Raw genomic sequence first — 22,547 nt, 5'->3', positions numbered from 1 at the left:
CCGGCTCAGGATTTATACTCTGTGAGCCGGGCACTGAGTCCATGAATATCTGCGATGGCGTATCTGTTTTTGCTGACCCGTAAAATATCGCCATCTTTAATTAGTACATTAAATAACGACGATGTGGTCTGACGCGTTGAACCAATTATCAGTGAAATATCTTCCATGGTTAAATCACAATCAAACTCAGCACCGTTTTCCGTTATCTCACCGCGTTCTTTCCCCAGTGACAAAATAAAGGCAATTAACCGGGTTTTGGCATCGTGAAAAATAATACCCTCGATGACGTCCCATGAACTGCCGAGCATATCACCCAATATTCCCGTCATCTGCACGGCGATTTCCGGGTGATTCACCAGGTGCTGCCCGAAGGTGCGGGTCGAAGAAACCATGATGGACGAATCCTTCACGGCCTCAATCCAGGCACGGGTATGGGTGGTAAAGATGTCGCCCGCTTCCAGATAGTAAAGAGTGAATTCGCGCTCACCATACGAGAGAAAAACCCGCAGTCTCCCCGCCGACACGATAAACACATCATTACAATCCATATGCGGACTGCTGATACGTTCCCCTTTGCGGAATTTCTTGCTACGAAATTGTTGCAAAATATGGTGGTGCGAAGGTTGATTCAACATATCCACCAAATTCAGTGCGGCTCCCTTCATTTTTGAGCGCATTGTATTACCTCTTCTTTTTTCTTATCAGGGAACAACTCTTCGCATTTCAATATTTTCTCGGATATTGATTGATATCAAATTTATGCCTGGCGGAAGTAATTTGATTAAATAATGCGAGTGACTCCTGGATGCGCTTTGCATTATACCCGTTTTGATATTAAGAAAGTGCCTAATGGCGCAAAATTTGAAGGGATATTACAGTTTAATATCGTGCTGTCGCACCGGCCGCCCGGACTGCATCCACCAGACCATCGAGCCACTCCTGGTGACCGTTGATCATCGGGTTGGGTTTGGTCTGTGCCAGCACCTGCGCCGGTTTCCCTTTTTGTGTTTCCTGGGTCAGGATGCGCACCCGACCTTCTGTCAGATCTTCGATAAGCCAGGCGTGATGCACGTCGAGCCGTTCGTCTGTCCCCTCTTCACCGGCCCAACCGTGCCAGGCAATGCGGCCTGGCTGTCCATTTGTCGGCGCGACATATTCGGTGCACTGAGCTTCTACAGGGAATCCAAAGGTTTCGAAGTAGAAGCGCACGCCCTGCGCCAGGGTCGGGCCTTTGTCATCGTAAAAACGAATGTTGGCAGAGTTGGCGTAATAGGTGGGCCAGACGGTGGCCTGACTCAAAAAGGGCCAGACCTGGGCGGCGGTCAACCCGGCAACAATCACTTCATTAGAGACAAAGTTTTCCGTAAAGCCCGGCAGGTAGCCCTGCGGCCAGATAATCGCGTTCATGTTTGATCCTTACGTGTGAGAGCGTTTTGCTTGCATGAACGATAAAAAAACGGCAGAAATAAGACAAATAACACTCGAGCATAGAAGTCATAACGATGCGTGATATCAAAACGCTGGATCTTAATTTACTGCGCACCCTCGACGCCCTGCTGGACGAACGCAGCGTCACCCGAGCCGCAGAGCGTCTGGGTTTTACGCAACCTGCGGTCAGCGGCATGCTTACCCGTTTGCGTGAGAGTTTTGACGACCCCCTGTTCGTTCGCACCCAACGCGGTATGGTGCCCACACTGCGTGCGAGCGAGCTTGCGGGTCCGGTAAAGCAGATCCTGAGCGACATCGACACCCTGCTGCAACCTGCCTTCTTCGACCCACTCAGTGCGCGTTTCACTCTGTCCATTGCGGCAACAGATTATGCGTTACAGACAGTAGTCCTGCCGTTCATGGTGCTGCTTCGACAGCGTGCGCCGGGAATCCGGGTGGCCATTCGTCCGGTTGAGGATGACCGGGCGCAGACCCAGTTTGAACGCGGCGATCTGGATCTTGCCCTGATGACACCAGAAACCGCACTTCCCGATCTTCACGCTCGTCGCCTGTTCGATGAGACCTACGTCTGCGCCCTGCGCACTGGGCACCCTGATGCACAGGGCAGCGCGTTGTCACTGGATCGGTTCTGCGCACTCGACCATGCGCTGGTCTCCTTTACCGGCGAACGGTTCTGGGGCGTAGCGGATGATGCGCTGGCAAAAATTAACCGGGAGAGGCACGTTGCCTTGACGATGACCAGTTTTCTCGCGCTGGCCGGGTTACTGCGTACCACCGACCTGCTGGCCGTTCTGCCACGAAGACTGGTGGAGAGCGCCCCTGGTCTGGTGGCATTTGAAACGCCCGTTGAGATCCCCGGCTTTACGAAACTGGCGGTCTGGCATGAACGCACCCACCGCGATCCGGGCCATCGCTGGGTGCGGGCACTGCTGTTTGAAAGCGTCGGTATCACCACGGTCTGAAGCGCTATTCAGCGCAAAGAGGTTTTGCTATGGTGCGTTTTATCGCTTTGTTATCAGGACTTTCTCATGGAACGGCTGGAGTGTGACCGCATGTTTGTGGCGGTAATTGAAACAGGCAGTTTTACCGCCGCCGCGCAACGTTGTGGCACCAGCCACGGTCAGGCTTCCAAACTGATTTCCCGTCTGGAGAGTGAACTCGGTGTCAATCTTCTGCGCCGCAGCACCCGTTCTCTGACACCCACCGAAGTCGGACTGGCCTATTACGAGCGGATTCGTCAGTTACTTATCGATTACGACGCGCTTAACGACTCGGTGCGCAACACCTCGAATGCGCCTTCTGGCCTGTTACGTATTTCCGCACCCGTTACCTTTGGCGTCTCACAACTCGCCCCCTTGCTGGTGACTTTCGCCCAGCAGTACCCGGATATCGAACTGGATGTGAACTTCTCCGATCGCCTGGTCAACGTGGTGGATGAGGGTTTTGACATGGCACTGCGCATCGGCAACCTGACGGACAGCAGCCTGGTAGCACGCCGGTTATGCCCGGTTCGCAGCGTGGTCGTCGCCGCTCAGGACTATCTCGCGTCGCACGGTGAACCCCTACACTGGTCTGAACTGACTCAACATGCGCTGATTGTGGATACCAACTTCCGTGACCCGTGGCACTGGCCGTTTAAGGATGCCCAGCAGCAGATTCATGTGCAGCCCGTTCGCGGGCGCATTAAATTCTCCAATGCCGAAGCCTGTATCGAAGCCGCCTGCGCGGGCCTTGGCATCGCCAGAGTCCCAATGTTTATCGCCGAAAACGCACTGAAAGCCAACCGTGTAGTGCCCATTCTGGCCGCCTTCGAAGCCCCACCACTGGCGCTGTATGCGGTCTATCCGCCTGCCCGTTACCTGGCGCAAAAATCCCGGGTGTTGATTGATTTTCTGGCTGAGGCTTATGCCAGCCGTGGTTAATCAACGATAATTTCCAAAATGGAAATAAACATCCTCTTTTCAACCCGATAATCATTAAACCAGAAACACTCTATAGTCCTCTCATCAACTTATTCGAGAGGACACCACCATGACTGATTCACGCACTGCTCCGTACGCATCCCTGCTTTTGCGCCTGGCGCTCGGTATTCTGTTTCTGGCGCACTTTGGCCTGAAGTTTTTTGTCTTCACCCCGGCGGGAACTGCGAAATTCTTCGCCTCCCTCGGTCTACCTGGCGGACTGGCCTACGTCACGATGGCGGTTGAACTTCTGGGTGCCATTGCCCTGATTCTTGGCATTTATGCTCGCGTCGTCGCCATTGTGTTGATTCCGATTCTGCTGGGTGCGATTTTCACCGTTCACGGTCCGGCCGGATTCTTCTTCACCAGCCCGAATGGCGGTTGGGAATTCCCGGCATTCTGGATTGTCGGCCTGCTTGCACTGGCCCTGACCGGTGACGGAAAATACGCGCTGAAACCCACCTCTTTCAAAGGTTAACGGAGTACGCATGCTGATTGACGGTAAATGGACGGCGGACTGGCACCCGGTGCAGTCCACCGACGAGAAAGGGGGATTCGTTCGCCAGACCTCAAGTTTCCGCCATTGGGTGACCCCGGACGGGGCACCCGGCATCACCGGCGACGGTGGATTTAAGGCCGAGCCGGATCGCTACCACCTGTACGTAGCGCTGATCTGCCCCTGGGCATCCCGCACGCTGATTGCCCGTAAACTGAAAGGGCTGGAAGACGTCGTCAGCATCTCCGTTGTGGAGCCTCAGTTGCTTGATGAAGGCTGGCACTTTGGTGATTATCCGGGTGCGAACAGAGACACGCTGAACAACGCCGAATGGATGCACCAGCTCTATACCCGCGCCGACGAACACTTTACCGGACGTGCCACGGTGCCGGTATTGTGGGATAAGAAAACCGGTACCATCGTTAACAACGAATCTGCCGATATCGTGCGCATCTTCAACAGTGGTTTCGGTGACCTTGCACGTAACGATATCGACCTTTACCCGGCTCTGCTGCGTGAAGAGATTGATCGGTTAAACGCGGAGATTTACCCGAATCTGAATAACGGCGTCTATCGTGCTGGTTTTGCGACCACCCAGGTCAGCTACCAGGAAGCCGTCAGCGACGTGTTTACGATGCTTGATAAACTCGAGGCGCGCTTCGCAACACAGGATTACCTTGCGGGCGGCCAGCTTACCGAAGCAGATATTCGCCTGTTTGTGACCCTGGTGCGTTTTGATGCCGCCTATCACGGCCTGTTTAAATGCAACCTGCGCAAACTGGCTGAGTACCCGAATCTGGATCGTTATTTGCGCAATATGCTGGCGGTTCCGGGTATTCGTGATACGGTCAATATTGACCATATCAAGCAGGGTTACTACTCCATCAAGGCGTTGAACCCCAATGGGATTGTGCCGCAAGGCCCGGATCTGAGCGCTTTGGGTTTATAAGAATACCGTAGGGATACCCCCTTCCTTCCGTTCTGAAAGTGATTTATAAAGTGTAAACATTTCAGATGGATGGGAGGGGTTAGTATGAAGATGAGCGACATTCCGTTTGCACTCACGCACTGGCAGGATATTGAACCGGTTCGCCACCCCGGCGAAGAAGGTTATGCCCTCTGGCGCACTGCTCAGTTCAATGATATTCGTGTACGCATCGTCGAATACTCTCCAGGCTACAAAGCCGACCACTGGTGTCTGAAAGGACATGTCCTGTTTTGTCTTGAAGGTGAACTGCATACTGAACTTGAAGACGGGCGCACCTTTCTCCTGACACCCAGCGTAAGTTATCAGGTGGCGGATAACGCCGAAGCTCATCGTTCATCAACCGAAACCGGCGCGAAGCTGTTTATTGTCGATTAACCATCCGGGCTGGCAACCGCTGGCCCGAATCCCTTTTTGTTTTGACCCATTTCCATCGTATGTTGTCCTTACGCCAGCGGTAATAAAATCGGCGTTACGCATAATGGTCTGCACAGGTTCCAGGCCTGCCATGACCGTTTAAGCACAAGGATACAACCGATGAAACTTACGCAAATCCGCAACGCCACCCAGCTACTGACCTTTGGCGGAAAACGCTTTTTGATTGACCCCATGCTGTCTGACAAAGAAGCCTGGCCAGGATTCGAAGGCACCGCCCGTTCTCACATCCGCAATCCGATGGTGGCGCTGCCGGTAGATATCGCGACACTGCTGGATGTGGATGCCATCATCGTCACCCATACGCACCCCGACCACTGGGATGATGCTGCCGCTAAGCAGGTACCGAAAACGATGCGTATCTATGTGCAAAACGACGATGATGCGCAGCTGCTACGCTCACAAGGGTTCAGCAACCTGGTAACCCTCAGTGACGTTACGCGTTTTGAAGACGTGGAGTTGATCAAAACGCATTGCCAGCATGGCTCAGATGCCGCGTACGCCCATCCACAGCTGGCGGAAAGACTGGGGGAATCCAGCGGCGTTGTCTTCCGTCACCCCACGGAGAAGACGCTTTACCTGGCCGGTGATTCCATCTGGATCCCGTCAGTCGCACAGACGCTGGCTGAATTTACGCCGGGCGTGGTGATCCTCAACACCGGCTGGGCGCATGTTCTGGGGTTTGGACCGATCATTTTCGGTAAAGAAGATATTCTTAAAACGCACCAGATTTTACCAGATGCCCGGATCGTCGCGACCCACATGGAGGCGGTGAACCACTGTCTGACAACGCGCCAGGACGTCCTCGACTACGCGCAGGATAACCTCATTGCTCCACTGGTGAGCGCACCGGCGGACGGTGAAACGCTGACTTTTTAACGGATACCTACGGAGCGCTCTGCATGCCCACCACCCGCGTCGCGATTGTTGCCACCGAAGGTTTTAGCACCTTCCACCTTTCCGTCCCGTTGATTCTGTTTGGCGAGACGGGGGCTGAAACGCAGCTGTTTACCCGACTGCTCTGCGCAGAAAGGCCCGGGCTGGTCTGGTCAAAAGACGGCACGGCGGTGAAGGCGGACTATGACTTTGTGGCGCTGGAGAGCGCCGATATCGTGGTGGTGCCCTTCTGGAAAGATATCGATGAACGCCCTTCTTCGTTGTTGCTGACGTCGCTGATTAACGCACGCAATAACGGTGCCACCCTGGTGGGGCTCTGTCTGGGCACCTTTGTGCTCGCACATGCCGGGTTACTTGATGGGCTGCGAGCCTCCACGCACTGGGAGTTTGAAGCCCTCTTCCAGCAGCGCTTTCCAAAAGTGCAACTGGATGTCAACGTACTCTATGTGGAAGACGACAGCATTATCACCTCTGCGGGAACCGCGGCGGCGCTGGATTGCTGTTTATACGTCATCCGCCAGCGCTTTGGCGCACGTGTCGCGAACCAGATTGCCCGCAGAATGGTCACGCCGCCCTACCGGGATGGCGGGCAAGTGCAGTACATTGCGCAGCGTGTTCCGCACCGTACCTCTGACAGCAGAATCAATATGCTACTGGATTATTTACAACAGCATATTCATGAAAGCCATGATATCGACGTGCTGGCTGAGCGGGTGTCGATGAGCCGTCGAACGCTAACCCGCCATTTCCAGAAGTCCACAGGAATGTCTGTTGGAGAGTGGCTCAGCAAAGAGCGCATTTCCCGCAGTCAGGAGTTACTGGAAACCACCGATCTCTCCATTGAACGGGTATCAGAGCAGGTCGGATTCCAGTCCGCCATCACCTTTCGGCAGACGTTTCGCCAGAAACTGGGCGTCAGTCCGGTCGAGTGGCGCAAGACTTTTCGCGGCCCCCCACCCCAGGAATTCACGATTTCAGACTGAGCTGTTCCCCGTACGCGCAGGTGGCGTCAATCACCTGCTGTGTAGCAGGAGAAATGAACGCATCCTGCAGATACGTAATCCCCACCCGGCGTGCCATAACCAGTTGGTCGTTATCAATCCGCGTCAGTCTGGAGGCAAACTCTTTCTCTGCCAGGCTATTTTCGGAAATAAAGCTCAGCAGTCCGCTGCTGGCAATCAGCCCAGGTACGGCAGCAAGGGAACTGATTTCAATTTTCACATCCAGCGCCGGGCAGTGATTTTCATAAAACATGCGCTCAAGCCACTGACGCATCGAAACGGTTTTGGCCGGCAATATCCAGCCATAACGACTGAGATCCCTTAGTGTTGCCGGTTTACCCACCAGCGGGTGCTCGCGTGAAGCCGCCACGACCACCCTGTCTGCCGTCACCGGATGCTGCACCACCGGCTTGTTGTAACCCACCAGCGGGCCGATGATGATATCCAGTTCGTGTCGCTCTAACAGGGCAAACAGCACATCGTTCATGCCAATCTGAATCTCCAGCTTCACATTGGGCACCTCCCTTTGCAGCCGTTTACACACCTCAGGCAGGAGAAATTGCGTCGCGGAGCCTGCGCTCCCGACCCGCACCACGCCACCGCATCCACTGCTTAATTCCGCCATGGTTTTTGCCACATCGTCCCAGGAACTTTGCAGCATCAGTCCGCGCTGGTAAAGAATGGCCCCGGCTTCAGTCAGCACCAGCCCTCGCCCGCTACGTTTGAACAACTTAATGTTCAGATCTTTTTCCAGCCGCGCGATTGACTTAGAGAGTGCAGGCTGAGTGATATTGAGGTTTTGTGATGCTTGTCCCAAATTCATTATCTTCGCCGCCACAATAAAGTACTCTAAGTCTCTGTTATTCATTATTTATTCCTTATATTCATCAATCATATAAAAAAGTATATTAGTGGAAATGAATGCCACGAACAATAATGCCCGCACTGAAAGTAAGAATACAGATTCTATTATTTGTGATGACAGGGGAAATATGAACAACGCACGCAGTGGTTGGCCCGCCGGTTTTTATATTGCCGAACGCCAGAATACCCTTTCGCCCGAACTCATTGAGGCATTTCGCACTATTCCTGTCGCCGTCGCAGGTGACTGTATGGGTCGCATCAGTGGCACCGTTGGCTTGCAGCGCTATCACCAGGATGTGAACATCAGCCTCTGCGGCCCGGCGATTACCGTCAAGGTCCGACCTGGCGATAACCTGATGATTCATAAAGCCTTAGAGCAGGCTCAACCTGGTGATGTCATCGTGATTGATGGCGGTGGAGATGTGACCCAGGCGTTGATTGGCGGGCTTATCCGTACAACGGCCCTGACCAAAAAAATCGCCGGGTTTGTCGTCGACGGTGCGATTCGCGACCTGGCGGAATGGGCTGATGGCAAGGTGCCGGTCTTTGCCAAAGCGCACACTCACCGTGGCCCGGATAAAAGTGGCCCAGGCGAAGTGAATGTCCCGATCGCCTGCGCGGGCCTTGTGGTCAACCCTGGCGACCTGCTGCTTGCTGACAGCGATGGCGTGCTGGCGATCCCCCAGACTCAGGCCGAAAGCGTGCTGGTACGTGCACAGGCACACTTAAAGAAAGAAGAAGCCATTCGTGCCAGCAATGCCGCCGGTACCAGCGACCCTGAACGCTTTAATTCCATTCTGCGCAAATTAGGTTGTCCGTTATAAGCACAGCGTTAAATTAAAATAAGGAAAATAAAAATGTACCTTGCTCTGGTTGGCTATGTGCTTATTGCATGCCTGATGTTTTTCCTGATTAAAGGAAAAGCGACACCGATTTCACTGTTTATCTTTTTATCGGTAATAGCAGGATTTTGTGCCGGTTATACGCCGATGCAGATGAACGATTATATTATGAAGGGCGTGATGCAAACCGCGCCTAATGCAGTGTTATTTACCTTCTCAATCATCTTTTTCAGCATTGTCACCGATGCGGGCGTTTTTCAGCCGCTGGTAAACTGGATGACCAAAATCGCCGGTAACAGCGTGGTGGCGATTGTGGTGGTGACCGGCTGTATTGCCACCATCGCCCACCTGGACGGTTCATCTGTGCCGACAGTGCTGATTACCATTGGTGCCATGCTGCCGATTTATAAAAAGTTCGGTATTCGCCCCACGGTACTGTTGTGCATGCTGGCAGCCGGTATGGGTGTGACCAACTTTACACCGTGGGCGGGTCCGCTGGCGCGCGTGGCGGCAGTTTCCGGTCTGGATGTGAATGCACTTTACCATCAGCTTATCCCGACGCAAGTGTTTGGTCTGGTGTGCATGATTGTGCTGGGCGTCTGTCTGGGTCTGCGTGAAAAACGCCGTATCGCACTGGGACTTCCGATTCCGGAAGCATCCCTCGAACCGGAAAAACTGGCGGCGGGCAAAGATCAGCATGGCACCCAAATGCCGCAGAATCGCCTGCTGTTTGCCATCAACGCCACTCTGGTGGTCGGTGCTACGCTACTGTTGCTGATTACCCATATTCAGGCCTATATCATCTTCATGTGCGCCTTCTCTGCCGCCATGATTTTCAATTACCCGAACCTGAAAGCACAGGAAGGGGTGATGAAAAAATATGCCTATTCCGCGTATATGATTTCCGGAACGGTCATGGCGGCGGGTGCCTTCGTCGGTATCCTGAGCGGTGGCGGTGATGCCTCTATTCTGACGGAAATGGCCGACGTGGTGCTGCACGTCATGCCAGATTCTCTCGGTTCTCACCTGCACATCATTATGGGTCTGCTCGGCGGTTTAATCGGCTTTATTATCGGGCCGGACGCCTTCTTCTACGGTATTTATCCGTTGGTTGCCAAAGTCGGCACCAATTACGGCATCAGTTGGGAGCAAATGGGGTTAACTATGGTGGTCGGTAAAAATATCACCATGATGCTAAGTCCGGTATTTGCTACCACGTATTTAGCTATTGGCCTGACGGGGGTCGAATTAAAAGACCATATCCGTTATTCATTTGTGCCAGTGGTTATTTTCTCCTTCGTGATGGTGTTCTCGCTGGTCGTGACCAATACCGTCCCACTGTAATAAAACGTCACCAGGTGTATTTATGAAAATTGTTAATTTTATATCGAATAAAACCGGAGAGCGCAGTTTTGGCCTTTATCATCAGGATGGGATTATCGATATTGGCTGTCACATTGGCTGTCGGGATATCAACACCTGGTTACAGCAGCATCAGGTTGCCGAGCTTAAACGTTTTGAAGATTATCCGGCAGACCTGAGTCTGGATGAAATACGCTTTCTGCCGGTCATCGACCAGCCAGGTAAGATCTTTGGTGTCGGCATGAATTATGCGCAAAAACGCAAAGAGTTTAACGAGACTGATGAGGCCCCGACCCTGTTTGTCCGTTTTGCTGACTCACAGATTGGACACAACGGGATGATCATCAAACCCGCCTGTTCTGAGCAATTTGACTATGAAGGTGAACTGGCGATCGTCATTGGTCGCAGCGTGCGCAGCATACCTAAAGAAGAGGCGTTTTCGTGCGTGGCCGGTTACAGCTGTTATATGGATGGCTCAGTGCGCGACTGGCAGTTCAAGTGGTACACCGCCGGTAAAAACTGGCCTGCGACGGGAGCCTTTGGCCCCTGGCTGGTGACACCGGACGAGATTGGCGATCCGCACCAGTTGACCATCAAGACCTGGCTTAACAATCAACTGGTGCAGGATGATACAACTGCCAATATGCTGCATACCATTCCGGAAATGATCGCGTACATCAGCACCTTTACCACCCTCTCACCGGGAGATGTGATCATGACGGGTTCACCGGGCGGCGTAGGGAAATCCCGAGTGCCGCAGTTGTTCCTGCATGAAGATGACGAGATTGCAGTGGAAATTGAGAAAATTGGTCGTTTGAGCAACCGCGTCGTTGGGGCGCAGTACGCGACATCGCTACGCTAGAAAAAACGGGCATCGACACGATGCCCGTTTTTACATTATCGGGATGACTCCGTTACTGTCTGTTTGACTCGCACACCGGCAAAGACAATCACCATCGCCGTGACCAATAACAGACCGCTGCCGGTAAAAACACCGCTTGCCCCGCTCAGATCAAACACCGCCCCGCCACCCGCCGCACCAGCACCAATCGCAAACTGGATGGAAGCCACCAGCAGCCCGCCCGCGCTTTCCGCTTCATCCGGTACGGTGGTCGCAAGCCAGGTGGTCCAGCCGACCGGCACCAGGCCAAAGGCAAATCCCCACAGGGTGACCAGGACGCCGTCCAGAACCGCCAGATGCCCGAATGCCACCATAGTGAGTGCCAGTACGCCCATCGCAAAAGGGACCAGCGCCAGCGTGAGGTGCAAATTGCGGGTCAGCAGATGTCCGGCAATCGAGGTACCGATAAAGTTGGCGATACCAAAGCCCAGCAGGATCAGTGAAATGCTCTCCACACTCACTTGTCCTACGGTTTCCAGGAACGGACGCAAGTAAGTGAAGAAGGCAAAGTGGCCGCTGAAAATAAGAATGGTCGCCAGCATCCCGCCCATCATCCCTGGACGGCGTAACACCTTAAGCAACGTCCCGAGGCTGCCGCTGTTGTCAGGTTTCATTGATGGCAATACCCACAGCTGCCAGAGCAAGCGCCAGCACAGCTTGGCACAATGCACAGAATGAAGACGTTACGCCAGCCAATCAGGCTGCCCAGAAAGCTGCCAAGCGGCGCCGCCACCACGGTGGCAACCGACACGCTGGAGAAAATCACCGCCAGCGCCTGCGGAATTTTATCTGCCGGCACCAGCCGCATCGCCGTCGCCGTCGACATCGCCCAGAACCCGCCAATCGCCACCCCCAGCAGCAGGCGCCCTATCAGCAGCACCTCTAAGCGACGGCGCAAAGGCCACCAGCAGGCTGGAGAGGATTTGCAGCAGGGAGAAAAACATCAGCACCCAGCGGCGGTCGATATTGCGGGTCGCCGCCGAGATCAGCAAACCGCTCACCAGCGCCACCAGCGCCGTCGCCGTGACCGCCTGCCCCGCCATTCCCTCCGCTGACCCCTAAACTGGCGGCCATCGGCGTCAGTAAACTGGCGGGCAGAAACTCTGCCGTAATCAGGCCAAAAACCCCCAGTCCCAGTGAATAGACCGCTCGCCAGGCGGGTTTTGACAGGCGCGATGGCCTCGCTCGCCGCGATGCATGACGTCATCTGTTGTTCTCCCGTTAGAAAAGTGTGACAAACCTCGCAAAGCATAGGAAGTTCCCCGCTGGACGATCTATGGCATATAATCCTCAGTTATTGATAATTCGTCCGGAGTTAGCGCTCATGGCGGTACAGACCCCCGATCTCATCAGCGAATTGCTGCGCGGCATGCGCCTGTCCGGCGTGAAGTACCGCCGGATCCAGGCCAGCTCGCCGTTTGGCGTCGCTTTCGGCTCTGCCCCCGGCAAAGCGCAGTTTCACTTTGTCAGCCAAGGGCACGGCGGTTCTGCGCATGGAGAGCGGAGCCACCTTCGCCCTCGGCAGCGGCGATGCGCTGTTTATCCCCAACGGCAACGCCCACGCGCCTGCTCTCCGATGAAAACGCCGGCGGTCACGCCGCGTGCCGTCGTCTGCCCACTGAAGCCGATCTGCGGCGATGTCTAGTGCCGTCACCTGCGCAGCCCTGCCCGGACAGCGCCAGCACGGTGATATTCAGCGGCTGTATGGACTTTGAGCTTGGCGGGATGCAGCCGCTGATCAAAGCCATGCCGGAGGTGATGATGGTCAGCCGCTCTGATGTCCACCTGGCCGGAGATCCACCCGCTGCTCGCCGCAATGGAGCGAGAATCCATGACCCGCCAGGTCGGCTTTGCCGGAATACTGGCCGCGGCTGGCCGACGTGGTGGCGGCGCTGATCGTGCGCGGTTGGGTGGAAGCCGGATGCGGCAAGGCCAGCGGCTGGGTGCAGGTGCTGCGCGACCCGCGCCTGAGCCGGGCGATTTATGCTATGCATCAGCAGCCGGGCGTCAACTGGAGCGTGGCGGCGCTGGCAAAAGAAGCGGGCACGTCGCGCTCGGTGTTTGCCGAGCGTTTTCTCTCCGCCACCGGCACGACGCCCGCGAAATACCTCAGCGAGCTGCGGATGCGGCTGGCGATTCAGTACATCAACCATGAGCACCAGGCGATTGAAACCGTGGCGCTGCGCCTGGGCTACAGCTCGCTGGCCGCCTTCAGCCGGGCGTTTAAGCGCATTGTCGGCCACTCGCCCGGCGCGCTGCGGGAAGCGCGTCAGGTGGAAGAACAGGTATGACCTTACTGCTGTGATAAATATGGTTCAGTCAAACTTTCTATCACTCCCTCTTGCTGCCACTGTGTCAGTAATGCACTTATCACAGGGAAAAGCTGCTGATCCATTTTGGCCACACAAATTGCCTGATGGATACCGGTGAAATCATCAGCCAGCACCCGAAAGCCCATGTTATCTCTGGCGGCTTTCTCCAGCGGCTGACGTATGCCTGCAACCATCTCCCCTTCGCCGTGCAAAAAAGCCTCAATGGCCGCCCGAGAAGTAGCATGGCGCGTGAGCGTTGCATGATGCAGTTCGCGGGTAAGCCACAAATCATAAGCCGCGTTTTTACCTACATTAATGACCACGTCGGGCCTGTCCATCTCCTGCACGCTTTGCCACCCACTGTCGGCCCTGACCAGCAACGTTCCCTGAATGGTGATGTAGGGCGACGTGAAACGCAGCAGCGCTTCACGTTTCGGGTCGATAGCCAGAAAGGCGATATCCCAGATTCCGCTGCCCGCATCCTCCACCACCTTGCCCGCCGAAGGATAGGTGACAAATTCAGGCACCCGGCCCATGCTGGCGGCGATCTTTTTTGCCAGTGCCACGGTGATGCCGTCGGGCTGGCCTTCTGCATCCTGGGTTGCCAGAACGGCATTGCCCAGGTTAATCGCAAAACGTAACGCTGAAGTGGCGTGAGCAGGCATTCGCTTCCCCTTGTCAGGCATCATTAAACACGTTCTTACTCAGGATAGCAGCCTGCAAGCACCTTAACTCTCCAGCCGCTGGCGATGACGCAGCCCAGGGAACCACTTCATCCACAGCGCCACCACAATCAGCGTACCAATACCACCAATGGCGGCGGCGGGCACTGCGCCCAGCCAGGCGGCGAGCATGCCAGATTCGAATTCACCAAGCTGGTTCGAGGTGTTGATAAAGATGGAGTTCACCGCATTCACGCGACCACGCATCTCGTCCGGAGTATCGAGTTGCACCAGTGAACCACGGATCACCATGCTCACCATATCGCAACCGCCCAGGGCAAACAGTGCCAGCAGCGAGAGCCACATCCAGCTTGAGAAAGCGAAGATCAGTGTGGCAACACCAAAGCCCGCCACGCTCATAAACATGATGATGCCGACGTTGCGCTTCAGCGCCCGGTGGCTCAACCAGAAACCGACCAGCAGAGCGCCAACGGCAGGTGCGCTACGCAATAACCCCAGCCCCATCGGGCCGGTGTGCAGCACATCGTGTGCAAAGATTGGCAACAGCGCGGTGGCGCCCCCCAGCAGTACGGCAAAAAGATCCAGCGAAATCACCCCCAGCACGTCCGGGCGCTTGCGAATAAAGTCAACGCCGGCAAACAGCGAGGTCAGCGTCGGCGGCGTACGGGGTGGCAGTGCCTGCTCATAGCGCAGCGTGATAACCAGCATCAGTGAGACCAGGTACAACCCGGCGGTTACGGTATAGACCACGTCCGCACCGGCTGCGTAGAGAAAACCGCCCAGTGCCGGGCCGACGATTTGCGCCGCCTGGCCGGAGACCGCGTTTGCCGCCGTGGCGCGGGGTAAAATAGAGGTCGGTACCAGCGCGGGTAACATAGAAATCATTGCGGGTGATTCAATGGTTTTGGCGCACGAGATAATAAAGATCAGCAGCAGAATAATCCCGACGCTGGCATCCCCTTTCCAGGTGAGCCAGGCCAGCAGGGCAATGGCAATCCATTCGACACACCTGTCCGAACATCACCACCCGGCGGCGGTCAAACTGATCGGCAATATGCCCGGCAGGCAGCGCCAGAACGACGGAAGGGAAAGAACTGCACCAGACCGATCATCCCCAGCCAGAACGCGCTGTGAGTCTGGGAGTAAATTTGCCAGCCCACGATAATCGACAGCATCTGAAAACCAAAGCTGGAGCTGGTGCGCGCCAGCCAGAACGCCACAAACGAACGATGCTGCAACAAACTGCCGTCGCGAGCAGATAACACCGGTGCCATAAACGTATCCCATTAAAGTAAAAAACGGCCCGGGCTTTTAGGTGCCCGGTGCCGATGTGTTGTGTTGTTACAACGCCTGATACCCAATTAATTCGTGAAGAATGACGGATATTCAGTGTGCGGCAGAAGGCGGCCCACCCGGCGCACCCGACTTGACGAACGGCGGTTTAGCAAACCAGATAATGACTACCAGCCCCATAAAGCCCCAGCCCAGCAACCAGAAATAGTCGATAGTCGACATCATGTAAGCCTGCTGTTCAATGGTTTTATCCACCGCGGCCAGGTGCTGCTGCGTCACGCCGCCCATCTTATTGAGGTAATCCACTGCCGGCGGATGATAGACCGAGACACTTTCGGTCAGGTTCGCGTGATGGAAAACCTCACGCCGTGACCACATCCATGTTGTCAGTGATGACGCAAACGAGCCGCCCAACACACGGAAGAAGGTCGCCAGACCGGAACCTTCCGCCACTTCATTACCATGCAGATTCGACAAGACGATGGTGGTGATCGGCATAAAGAACAGCGCCACACCAATCCCCATAAACATCTGCACTTCAGCGATGGTGCGAAAATCAACGCTGGTGTTGAACTGCGCACGAAGCAGACACGATGCCCCCATCGTCAGGAATGAGAGCGACGCCAGAATACGCAGATCGACCCGGTTGGCATAGCGCCCAACAATGGGGGTGAGCAGCAGCGGCAGGAAGCCCATCGGTGCCGCCGCCAGCCCCGCCCAGATAGCGGTGTAACCCATCTGGGTTTGCAGCCATTGCGGCAAAATGATGTTGATAGCAAAGAATGCCGCGTAACCCAGCATCAGGGTAGTGGTACCGATGGCGAAGTTGCGGTCTGTAAACAGCCGCAGATTAACAATCGGATGGCGCTCACCCAGTTCCCAAATCACAAAGGAGACCAGCGCAATGGCGGATATCACCGACATGACGATGATCTCGGTGGAAGAGAACCAGTCAAGATCGTTACCCTTGTCCAGCACCACCTGCAACAGCCCTACCCCAAGCACCAGCAGGGCAATGCCGATATAATCAATGGGCGCAATGGTCGTCGTCTCTTCACGCTCACGCAGCTGTGTCCACACCACGATGGCCGCAAAAATACCGATCGGCACGTTGATGTAGAAAATCCACGGCCACGAGTAGTTGTCCGTTATCCAGCCCCCGGTGATCGGCCCGACAATGGGTGCTACCACCGTCACCATCGACAGCAGCGCCAACGCCATGCTGCGTTTAGTCGTCGGGAAGATAACCAGCAGCAAGGTCTGACACATCGGGAACATGGGTCCGGCGAAAAAGCCCTGCAACGCACGGAAGATAATCAGCTCCGTCATGCTGTGGGCAAAGCCGCACAGGAATGAGGTCAGCGTAAACATCGTGACTGAGCCGACAAACAGCTTCAGTTGCCCAAAGCGCCGGGTAAACCACCCGGTCAGCGGCAGCGCAATCGCATTGCAGACCGCAAACGAGGTGATAACCCAGGTGCCCTGATCCGAACTCACGCCGAGGTTCCCGGCGATGGTCGGCAAGGCCACGTTGGCGATGGTGGTATCCAGCACCTGCATGAATGTTGCCAGCGACAGCGCAATGGTGGCGAGCAGCAGGCTGGGTGGTGTAAACGCCGCCTTATCTTGCATAACGCCTCTCTTAGCGGTTGGTCGCCGCTACGGCCTGACTGTTGTCATGAAGGATTTTCGCCACCACGTGGTCGGCTTCATCCAGCGCGTTCTGATACACATCGGTGGTGAAACGTGGAGCTGCCACGGTTTGCTGAGGCAGCAGATGCCCATCGGTATCACGAATGTCCACGCGCACAAACATCGACAGCCCAACGCGCAGCGGATGTTTCTCCATATCGTGCGGGTCAAGCGTAATGCGCACCGGCAGACGCTGAACGATTTTGATCCAGTTACCGCTGGCGTTTTGCGCAGGCAGCAGTGAGAACGCACTGCCGGTCCCGATACCCAGGCTCTCAATTGTGCCCTGGTACTCCACTTTGTCGCCGTACAGATCGGCGCTCAGCACCACTTTCTGCCCCAGGCGCATGGTGTTGAGCTGGCTCTCTTTAAAGTTGGCATCCACCCAGACCTGATCCAGCGGTACGATCGACATCAATGTCGTACCGGAATCCACGCGCATCCCCAGTTGCACGGCACGTTTAGCGACATAGCCACTGACCGGCGCAACGATAGTGCTGCGGGCATTATCGAGGAAACGCTGACGCAGGGTTGCTACCGCACTTTTGATTTCCGGGTGACTGTCGATAACGGTGTCATCGACCATCGCCAGGTTGGTGGTTAAGGCCTGTTTGGCCGCCGCTAAATCACTTTGCGCCGTGGCCACCGCATCGCGGTAGTGGGCCAGATCTTCGGCTGATACGGCACCGGCGGCAAAAATTTTCTGTCGACGGGCATAGTCGCTCTGGGCGGTTTGCAGGGTGACCTGTTTGGCTGCAACCTGCGCACGGTAGTTATCTGCCGTGCTGTACAGGCCGCGTACCTGGCGTACGGTGCTCGCCAGGTTGGCTTCCGCCTGCTGCAGGGCGATTTGCGTGTCACTTGGGTCGAGCAATACCAGTGGCTGACCTTTGGTGACGTAATCCCCCTCATCAACGGCGACCTGAGTGACCGTGCCCGCAATCTGCGGCGTCAGCGTCACGAGGTTGGCATTGACGTAAGCATCGTCAGTGGTCTCGTAGTAACGAGCATAGAGCAAGTACCACGCCAGGCATCCCGCCGCGATTAAAATCAGGATTACCAGCAAAATCGCAAAATTACGTTTGCGTTTGCTTGGGGCACGTTCGGGTTGTGCTGATGAAGGTGCAGATGAAGTTTGCATTCAGGTTAAACCTTTTTCTATACAGCTTAGCGATGGAGTTTGGTCGCCTCGTCCGGCAGCATTTTTATCAATAGCTGTACCAGCAGGCGTGATTCTTCAGGGGTCAGACGCGCGGTGAGCGAGCCCAGAATCGAGGCGAGCGCCTCATTCTGAAAACGGTCGCAGATGGTCCGGCCTTTGTCGGTCAGTGCCAGGATCACCTGGCGTTTATCTTCGGGATTCGGGTTTCGCAGGATAAGGTCGCGCTTCACCATGCGCTCAAGCATCCGGCTCATCGCCCCGGCATCCATCAGCAGGTTTTTGCTGACTTCAAGCGGGCTGTTGAAGCCTTTGTAGATACTGATCAGAACCTTAAACTGCGCAGCGGTGATATCGGTGTCGGCAAAAAAGTGGCTTATCAACTGGTCTTTGAACTGGTTCGCCAGATGGATTAGCAGGCCGAGATGGAGTTTAGGGTGAGAAATGTCCGCAACGTCTTTCATGTTATTTGCCTGGTCAATAATTACAATTGAAATTACTGACCAGGCAAATGTTTGTCAACGTGGTGTCAAGAAGATCGCACAAAACTATACATTGGAAACGGAGGTTCCCTGTCTGGATGGGGCATTACAGAGCCGATACTGGCGACAGTTTTCCCATTGCGGGTCAACGTATCGGCGCTCTCAACATACAGAAGACATTAAAAATTATATCTTTATGAAAATATACTCGAGCATGTGATCGAGGCGGTACTAAGATTTTGAAGTAATGATCAATGATGAGACTTTAGCAGGCAGCGTTGCCACACGACGCAACGCACAGCCAGTGGCTTACTTTGAAGGTTTTAACTATCAATTCCGTAGATTCATTCAAATATCTATAACAGGAAGCAGTGATATATCGTAGACCCATTAACAAAACAAATGGAGCAAGATATGAGCATGTCAGAAGACACATCCCCGGAATCCTCGGCAGCAAAATGTCCTTTTCATGAAGGCGGTTCAAAGCCCGCGAAAAAGAGTGACGTCACCACCAACCGTGACTGGTGGCCTGAACAACTGCGCGTGGACTTGCTGAATCAACACTCCAGACGTTCCAATCCCCTCGATGAAACGTTCAACTATCGTGAAGAATTCAAAAAACTCGACTACTCCGAACTGAAAGCTGATATCAGAAAGGTCCTTACCGATTCTCAGGACTGGTGGCCTGCTGACTGGGGCAGTTACATCGGACTCTTTATTCGTATGGCCTGGCATAGTGCCGGTACCTATCGCACTGTCGATGGGCGCGGTGGTTCCGGTCGTGGTCAGCAGCGTTTTGCTCCTCTCAACTCGTGGCCGGATAACGTTAGCCTGGATAAAGCTCGTCGCCTGCTGTGGCCGGTCAAACAAAAACACGGGCAGAAAATTTCCTGGGCCGATCTGCTGATGCTGGCAGGCAACGTGGCGCTGGAAAACGCCGGTTTCCGTACCTTTGGCTTTGGCGCAGGGCGTGAAGATGTATGGGAACCGGATCTGGATGTGAACTGGGGTAACGAAAAATCCTGGCTGGCGCATCGTCATCCGGAAAGCCTTGCGCAGGCCGCCATCGGGGCGACCGAAATGGGCCTGATCTACGTCAACCCGGAAGGCCCCAACGCCAGCGGCGAACCGACCTCTGCCGGAGATGCGATTCGCGCTACCTTTGGCAACATGGGTATGGATGATGAAGAGATTGTCGCCCTGATTGCCGGTGGTCACACGCTGGGCAAAACCCACGGTGCGGCCTCTGCCGATCACGTCGGTGCCGAGCCTGAAGCCGCGCCGCTGGAAGCTCAGGGCCTGGGCTGGAACAGCAGCTACGCCAGTGGTGCCGGTGCAGATGCCATCACTTCCGGTCTGGAAGTGGTCTGGACGCAGACACCGACCCAATGGAGTAACTACTTCTTCGAGAACCTGTTCAAATACGAGTGGACGCAAACCCGCAGCCCGGCAGGTGCCATTCAGTTTGAAGCTAAAGACGCGCCGGTCATCATCCCCGATCCGTTCCACCCGGAGAAAAAACGTAAGCCGACCATGCTGGTGACCGACCTGACGCTGCGTTTCGACCCGGATTTCGAGAAAATTTCCCGTCGCTTCCTCAACGATCCGCAAGCCTTTAACGAAGCCTTCGCCCGCGCATGGTACAAGCTGACCCACCGTGATATGGGGCCAAAAGCACGTTACATTGGACCGGAAGTCCCGAGCGAAGATCTGATCTGGCAGGATCCGTTACCGGCCGCCACCCACAAACCGACCGATGCCGATATTGCCAGCCTGAAAGTGGCGATTGCCGGTGCAGGCCTGTCAGTGAGTGAGCTGATTTCCGTGGCCTGGGCGTCGGCGTCCACCTTCCGTGGTGGCGACAAACGCGGCGGCGCTAACGGTGCACGTCTGGCGCTGGCACCGCAAAACAGCTGGCCGGTCAACGCTGTGGCGCTTAAAGCCTTACCTGCCCTTCAGGCCATTCAGCAGGCGTCGGGTAAAGCCTCTCTGGCTGATATCATTGTGCTGGCCGGTGTGGTGGGGATTGAGCAAGCTGCTGCTGCAGCCGGTGTCCATGCCAGCGTGCCGTTTACCCCAGGCCGTGTTGATGCCCGTCTGGATCAGACCGATGTGGAGTCCTTCAAACTGCTGGAACCGCTGGCGGATGGTTTCCGTAACTATCGCCGGGAGCATGACGAAATTACCACCGAAACACTGCTTATCGATAAAGCCCAACAGCTGACGCTGAGCGCACCAGAACTGACCGTTCTGATTGGCGGGATGCGCGTACTTGGCACTAACTTCGACGGCAGTAAACACGGCGTCTTTACCGATCGCGTCGGTGTTCTCAGCAACGACTTCTTCGTTAATCTGCTGGATATGCGTACCGCATGGAAACCGGTTGATGAGAAAGCGGAGCTGTTTGAAGGCCGCGACCGTAAGAGCGGCGAGGTGAAATACACGGCGACACGTGCCGACCTGGTCTTTGGTTCTAACTCCATCCTGCGTGCACTGGCGGAAGTCTATGCCAGTGACGATGCCAAACAGAAGTTCGTGACTGACTTTGTGGCAGCCTGGACGAAAGTGATGAATCTGGATCGTTTCGACCTGTAATCCTCTCTCTAGTGCTAACCGGCGAGCGGGTATCCTGCTCGCCGGTTTTTCCTTCATACCCAGTCCCGCTACGTCAGACTATTTTTCACCAGGATAGACCAACCCCCACCTGTTGCGAATGCTGTCCATAACCGACAGAACATCCCGCGTTTCCTGCCATTTTCGTTTCGGGCTTTCGATGCGTTTTTCCGCGAGGCAGGCTTCAACATGCTTAATTTCGTAGAAATACCCCGTGCCCTGCGGCTGATACTCAATAACCTCTTCGCGCCCGTCAGAGAAATGAAAAACCGCACGTGAAGGCATCCAGAAATTCTCCAGAGTGATATAGCCCTCTTCGCCATAAATTGTCGCGCTGTTGACTGTCTGAGTGACTATGGACGACGAAAGTTGTGCCAGTTGATTGTCAACATAGCGCAGCAGATAGGTGCCGGTGCCATCCACGCCCGTGGGCGTCATCACCGATTGGGTCAATATCTCTTGTGGCAATGTGTTGTAGATCATCTGAGCCAACGAAATGACATACACACCCGTATCCAGCAGGCTCCCGCCGCCAAGCGCAGGATCAAACAGGCGATCGGTGAAATCGGCTTTTGCTTTAAAGCCAAAGTTGGCATGCACCAGGTTCACCGCACCAATTTTACCCTCGGCAATGGCCGACATAACCTGTTCCATCACCGGGAAGAAGCGCGTCCACATCGCTTCCATAAAGAAGACGTTGTGCTCTTTCGCTGCCTGAACCATCTCATCCATTTCCGCGGCTGAAAGCCCTACAGGCTTTTCGCACAGCACTGATTTACCGGCCCGAATACAGGCCAGCGTCTGTTCTTTGTGGAAAGCATGGGGCGAGGCGATATAAACGATGTCGCAGCAGCTGTTTAACACCAACTCGTTGTAATCGTAATAGACTTCATCAATGGCGTATTTCTGCGCGAATGCGTCCGCACGTGATGGGCTTCTTGACGCGACAGCGACAAGTTCGCTGCCGTCCGAAAGTAAAAGATCGCTGGCAAACGCATGGGCAATTCGCCCCGGCGCAATAATGCCCCACTTAATTTTTACCGTATCCACTGCGACGTCGTTCAGCATCCGTATTCTCCGGCTAATAGCGTGAGTGATGGTCAGGGCAATAATATAGCTT

Annotated in this window: 22 protein-coding genes and 2 pseudogenes; 14 read left to right on the top strand and 10 right to left on the bottom strand. The window is 55.1% G+C overall.

The annotated features are described in order from the left end of the window. Positions 1 to 5: 5 nt before the first annotated feature. Both AC5JPW_RS16795 and AC5JPW_RS16790 read right to left on the bottom strand, forming a co-directional pair. The gene (locus AC5JPW_RS16795; RefSeq protein WP_494242120.1) at positions 6 to 677 is read right to left on the bottom strand and encodes a Crp/Fnr family transcriptional regulator; all 672 of its coding nucleotides are present in this window, start codon (positions 675 to 677) and stop codon (positions 6 to 8) included. A 202-nt stretch (positions 678 to 879) separates the two neighbouring features. After that, on the bottom strand, positions 880 to 1,407 hold the full coding sequence (locus AC5JPW_RS16790; protein WP_494242118.1) for an SRPBCC family protein: 528 nt from the start codon (positions 1,405 to 1,407) through the stop codon (positions 880 to 882). A 95-nt stretch (positions 1,408 to 1,502) separates the two neighbouring features. Here AC5JPW_RS16790 and AC5JPW_RS16785 point away from each other — a divergent pair, with 95 nt between their 5' ends. The 7 genes from AC5JPW_RS16785 to AC5JPW_RS16755 all read left to right on the top strand — a co-directional run bounded on the left by AC5JPW_RS16785 (position 1,503) and on the right by AC5JPW_RS16755 (position 7,206). Beyond that, positions 1,503 to 2,411, top strand: a complete 909-nt coding sequence (locus AC5JPW_RS16785) for a LysR family transcriptional regulator (RefSeq protein ID WP_494242116.1) — start codon at positions 1,503 to 1,505, stop codon at positions 2,409 to 2,411. Between the two features lie 66 nt (positions 2,412 to 2,477). Continuing rightward, complete coding sequence (locus tag AC5JPW_RS16780) at positions 2,478 to 3,371, top strand: LysR family transcriptional regulator (RefSeq protein WP_494242114.1); 894 nt, start codon at positions 2,478 to 2,480, stop codon at positions 3,369 to 3,371. A 109-nt stretch (positions 3,372 to 3,480) separates the two neighbouring features. Beyond that, positions 3,481 to 3,888: a DoxX family protein gene (locus tag AC5JPW_RS16775; protein ID WP_494242112.1), complete on the top strand. Its 408-nt coding sequence runs from the start codon at positions 3,481 to 3,483 to the stop codon at positions 3,886 to 3,888. A gap of 10 nt (positions 3,889 to 3,898) precedes the next feature. Continuing rightward, positions 3,899 to 4,855 (top strand): glutathione S-transferase family protein, encoded by a 957-nt coding sequence (locus tag AC5JPW_RS16770; RefSeq protein ID WP_494242110.1) that lies wholly within the window; start codon positions 3,899 to 3,901, stop codon positions 4,853 to 4,855. Between the two features lie 84 nt (positions 4,856 to 4,939). Next, positions 4,940 to 5,269: a DHCW motif cupin fold protein gene (locus AC5JPW_RS16765; RefSeq protein WP_494242108.1), complete on the top strand. Its 330-nt coding sequence runs from the start codon at positions 4,940 to 4,942 to the stop codon at positions 5,267 to 5,269. Positions 5,270 to 5,428: 159 nt separating this feature from the next. Further along, complete coding sequence (locus AC5JPW_RS16760; RefSeq protein WP_494242106.1) at positions 5,429 to 6,205, top strand: MBL fold metallo-hydrolase; 777 nt, start codon at positions 5,429 to 5,431, stop codon at positions 6,203 to 6,205. Positions 6,206 to 6,228: 23 nt separating this feature from the next. Beyond that, positions 6,229 to 7,206: a GlxA family transcriptional regulator gene (locus tag AC5JPW_RS16755; protein ID WP_494242104.1), complete on the top strand. Its 978-nt coding sequence runs from the start codon at positions 6,229 to 6,231 to the stop codon at positions 7,204 to 7,206. On the opposite strand, the gene AC5JPW_RS16750 is transcribed toward AC5JPW_RS16755, so the two are convergent. Further along, the gene (locus AC5JPW_RS16750) at positions 7,190 to 8,092 is read right to left on the bottom strand and encodes a LysR family transcriptional regulator (protein WP_494242102.1); all 903 of its coding nucleotides are present in this window, start codon (positions 8,090 to 8,092) and stop codon (positions 7,190 to 7,192) included. The genes AC5JPW_RS16755 and AC5JPW_RS16750 overlap by 17 nt on opposite strands. Before the next feature lie 124 nt (positions 8,093 to 8,216). Here AC5JPW_RS16750 and AC5JPW_RS16745 point away from each other — a divergent pair, with 124 nt between their 5' ends. From AC5JPW_RS16745 to AC5JPW_RS16735, 3 genes are read left to right on the top strand one after another with little or no spacing between them, the layout of a single operon-like run. Then, the gene (locus tag AC5JPW_RS16745; RefSeq protein ID WP_494242100.1) at positions 8,217 to 8,912 is read left to right on the top strand and encodes an RraA family protein; all 696 of its coding nucleotides are present in this window, start codon (positions 8,217 to 8,219) and stop codon (positions 8,910 to 8,912) included. A 33-nt stretch (positions 8,913 to 8,945) separates the two neighbouring features. After that, positions 8,946 to 10,274, top strand: coding sequence for a CitMHS family transporter (locus AC5JPW_RS16740; RefSeq protein WP_494242098.1), 1,329 nt, complete (start codon positions 8,946 to 8,948; stop codon positions 10,272 to 10,274). A 22-nt stretch (positions 10,275 to 10,296) separates the two neighbouring features. Next, complete coding sequence (locus tag AC5JPW_RS16735; protein ID WP_494242096.1) at positions 10,297 to 11,154, top strand: fumarylacetoacetate hydrolase family protein; 858 nt, start codon at positions 10,297 to 10,299, stop codon at positions 11,152 to 11,154. Positions 11,155 to 11,189: 35 nt separating this feature from the next. Here the strand turns inward: AC5JPW_RS16735 and AC5JPW_RS16730 are convergent. After that, positions 11,190 to 12,400: pseudogene (locus AC5JPW_RS16730) on the bottom strand (MFS transporter). 69 nt (positions 12,401 to 12,469) lie between these two features. On the opposite strand from AC5JPW_RS16730, the gene AC5JPW_RS16725 reads away from it, so the two are divergent. The 3 genes from AC5JPW_RS16725 to AC5JPW_RS16715 are packed head-to-tail and all read left to right on the top strand — an operon-like array spanning position 12,470 to position 13,484. Continuing rightward, entirely contained in the window at positions 12,470 to 12,838 is a 369-nt protein-coding gene (locus AC5JPW_RS16725; protein ID WP_494242095.1) for a cupin domain-containing protein, read from the top strand. Further along, positions 12,838 to 13,089, top strand: a complete 252-nt coding sequence (locus AC5JPW_RS16720; protein ID WP_494242093.1) for a hypothetical protein — start codon at positions 12,838 to 12,840, stop codon at positions 13,087 to 13,089. Before AC5JPW_RS16725 ends, AC5JPW_RS16720 begins: the two co-directional genes overlap by 1 nt. Further along, entirely contained in the window at positions 13,044 to 13,484 is a 441-nt protein-coding gene (locus AC5JPW_RS16715; RefSeq protein ID WP_494242091.1) for a helix-turn-helix domain-containing protein, read from the top strand. Before AC5JPW_RS16720 ends, AC5JPW_RS16715 begins: the two co-directional genes overlap by 46 nt. 2 nt (positions 13,485 to 13,486) lie before the next feature. On the opposite strand, the gene AC5JPW_RS16710 is transcribed toward AC5JPW_RS16715, so the two are convergent. From AC5JPW_RS16710 to AC5JPW_RS16690, 5 genes and pseudogenes are all read right to left on the bottom strand, one after another. Beyond that, positions 13,487 to 14,170, bottom strand: a complete 684-nt coding sequence (locus AC5JPW_RS16710) for a transporter substrate-binding domain-containing protein (RefSeq protein ID WP_494242089.1) — start codon at positions 14,168 to 14,170, stop codon at positions 13,487 to 13,489. 63 nt (positions 14,171 to 14,233) lie between these two features. Next, positions 14,234 to 15,462, bottom strand: a pseudogene (locus tag AC5JPW_RS16705) (MFS transporter). Between the two features lie 112 nt (positions 15,463 to 15,574). Then, complete coding sequence (locus AC5JPW_RS16700; protein ID WP_494242087.1) at positions 15,575 to 17,113, bottom strand: DHA2 family efflux MFS transporter permease subunit; 1,539 nt, start codon at positions 17,111 to 17,113, stop codon at positions 15,575 to 15,577. Between the two features lie 10 nt (positions 17,114 to 17,123). Continuing rightward, positions 17,124 to 18,314, bottom strand: a complete 1,191-nt coding sequence (locus AC5JPW_RS16695) for an HlyD family secretion protein (RefSeq protein ID WP_494242085.1) — start codon at positions 18,312 to 18,314, stop codon at positions 17,124 to 17,126. A gap of 26 nt (positions 18,315 to 18,340) precedes the next feature. After that, a complete protein-coding gene (locus AC5JPW_RS16690; RefSeq protein ID WP_494242083.1) occupies positions 18,341 to 18,796 on the bottom strand; it encodes a MarR family transcriptional regulator in 456 nt (151 codons plus the stop codon). A gap of 432 nt (positions 18,797 to 19,228) precedes the next feature. Here AC5JPW_RS16690 and katG point away from each other — a divergent pair, with 432 nt between their 5' ends. Next, the gene (gene katG / locus AC5JPW_RS16685) at positions 19,229 to 21,409 is read left to right on the top strand and encodes a catalase/peroxidase HPI (protein ID WP_494242081.1); all 2,181 of its coding nucleotides are present in this window, start codon (positions 19,229 to 19,231) and stop codon (positions 21,407 to 21,409) included. Positions 21,410 to 21,487: 78 nt separating this feature from the next. On the opposite strand, the gene AC5JPW_RS16680 is transcribed toward katG, so the two are convergent. Beyond that, on the bottom strand, positions 21,488 to 22,495 hold the full coding sequence (locus AC5JPW_RS16680; protein WP_494242080.1) for a Gfo/Idh/MocA family protein: 1,008 nt from the start codon (positions 22,493 to 22,495) through the stop codon (positions 21,488 to 21,490). Positions 22,496 to 22,547 lie beyond the last annotated feature (52 nt).

The sequence above is a fragment of the Phytobacter sp. genome, assembly GCF_059074235.1.
Note: the sequence above shows the minus strand (reverse complement) of the source record. Positions and strands in the feature narration are given on the sequence as shown.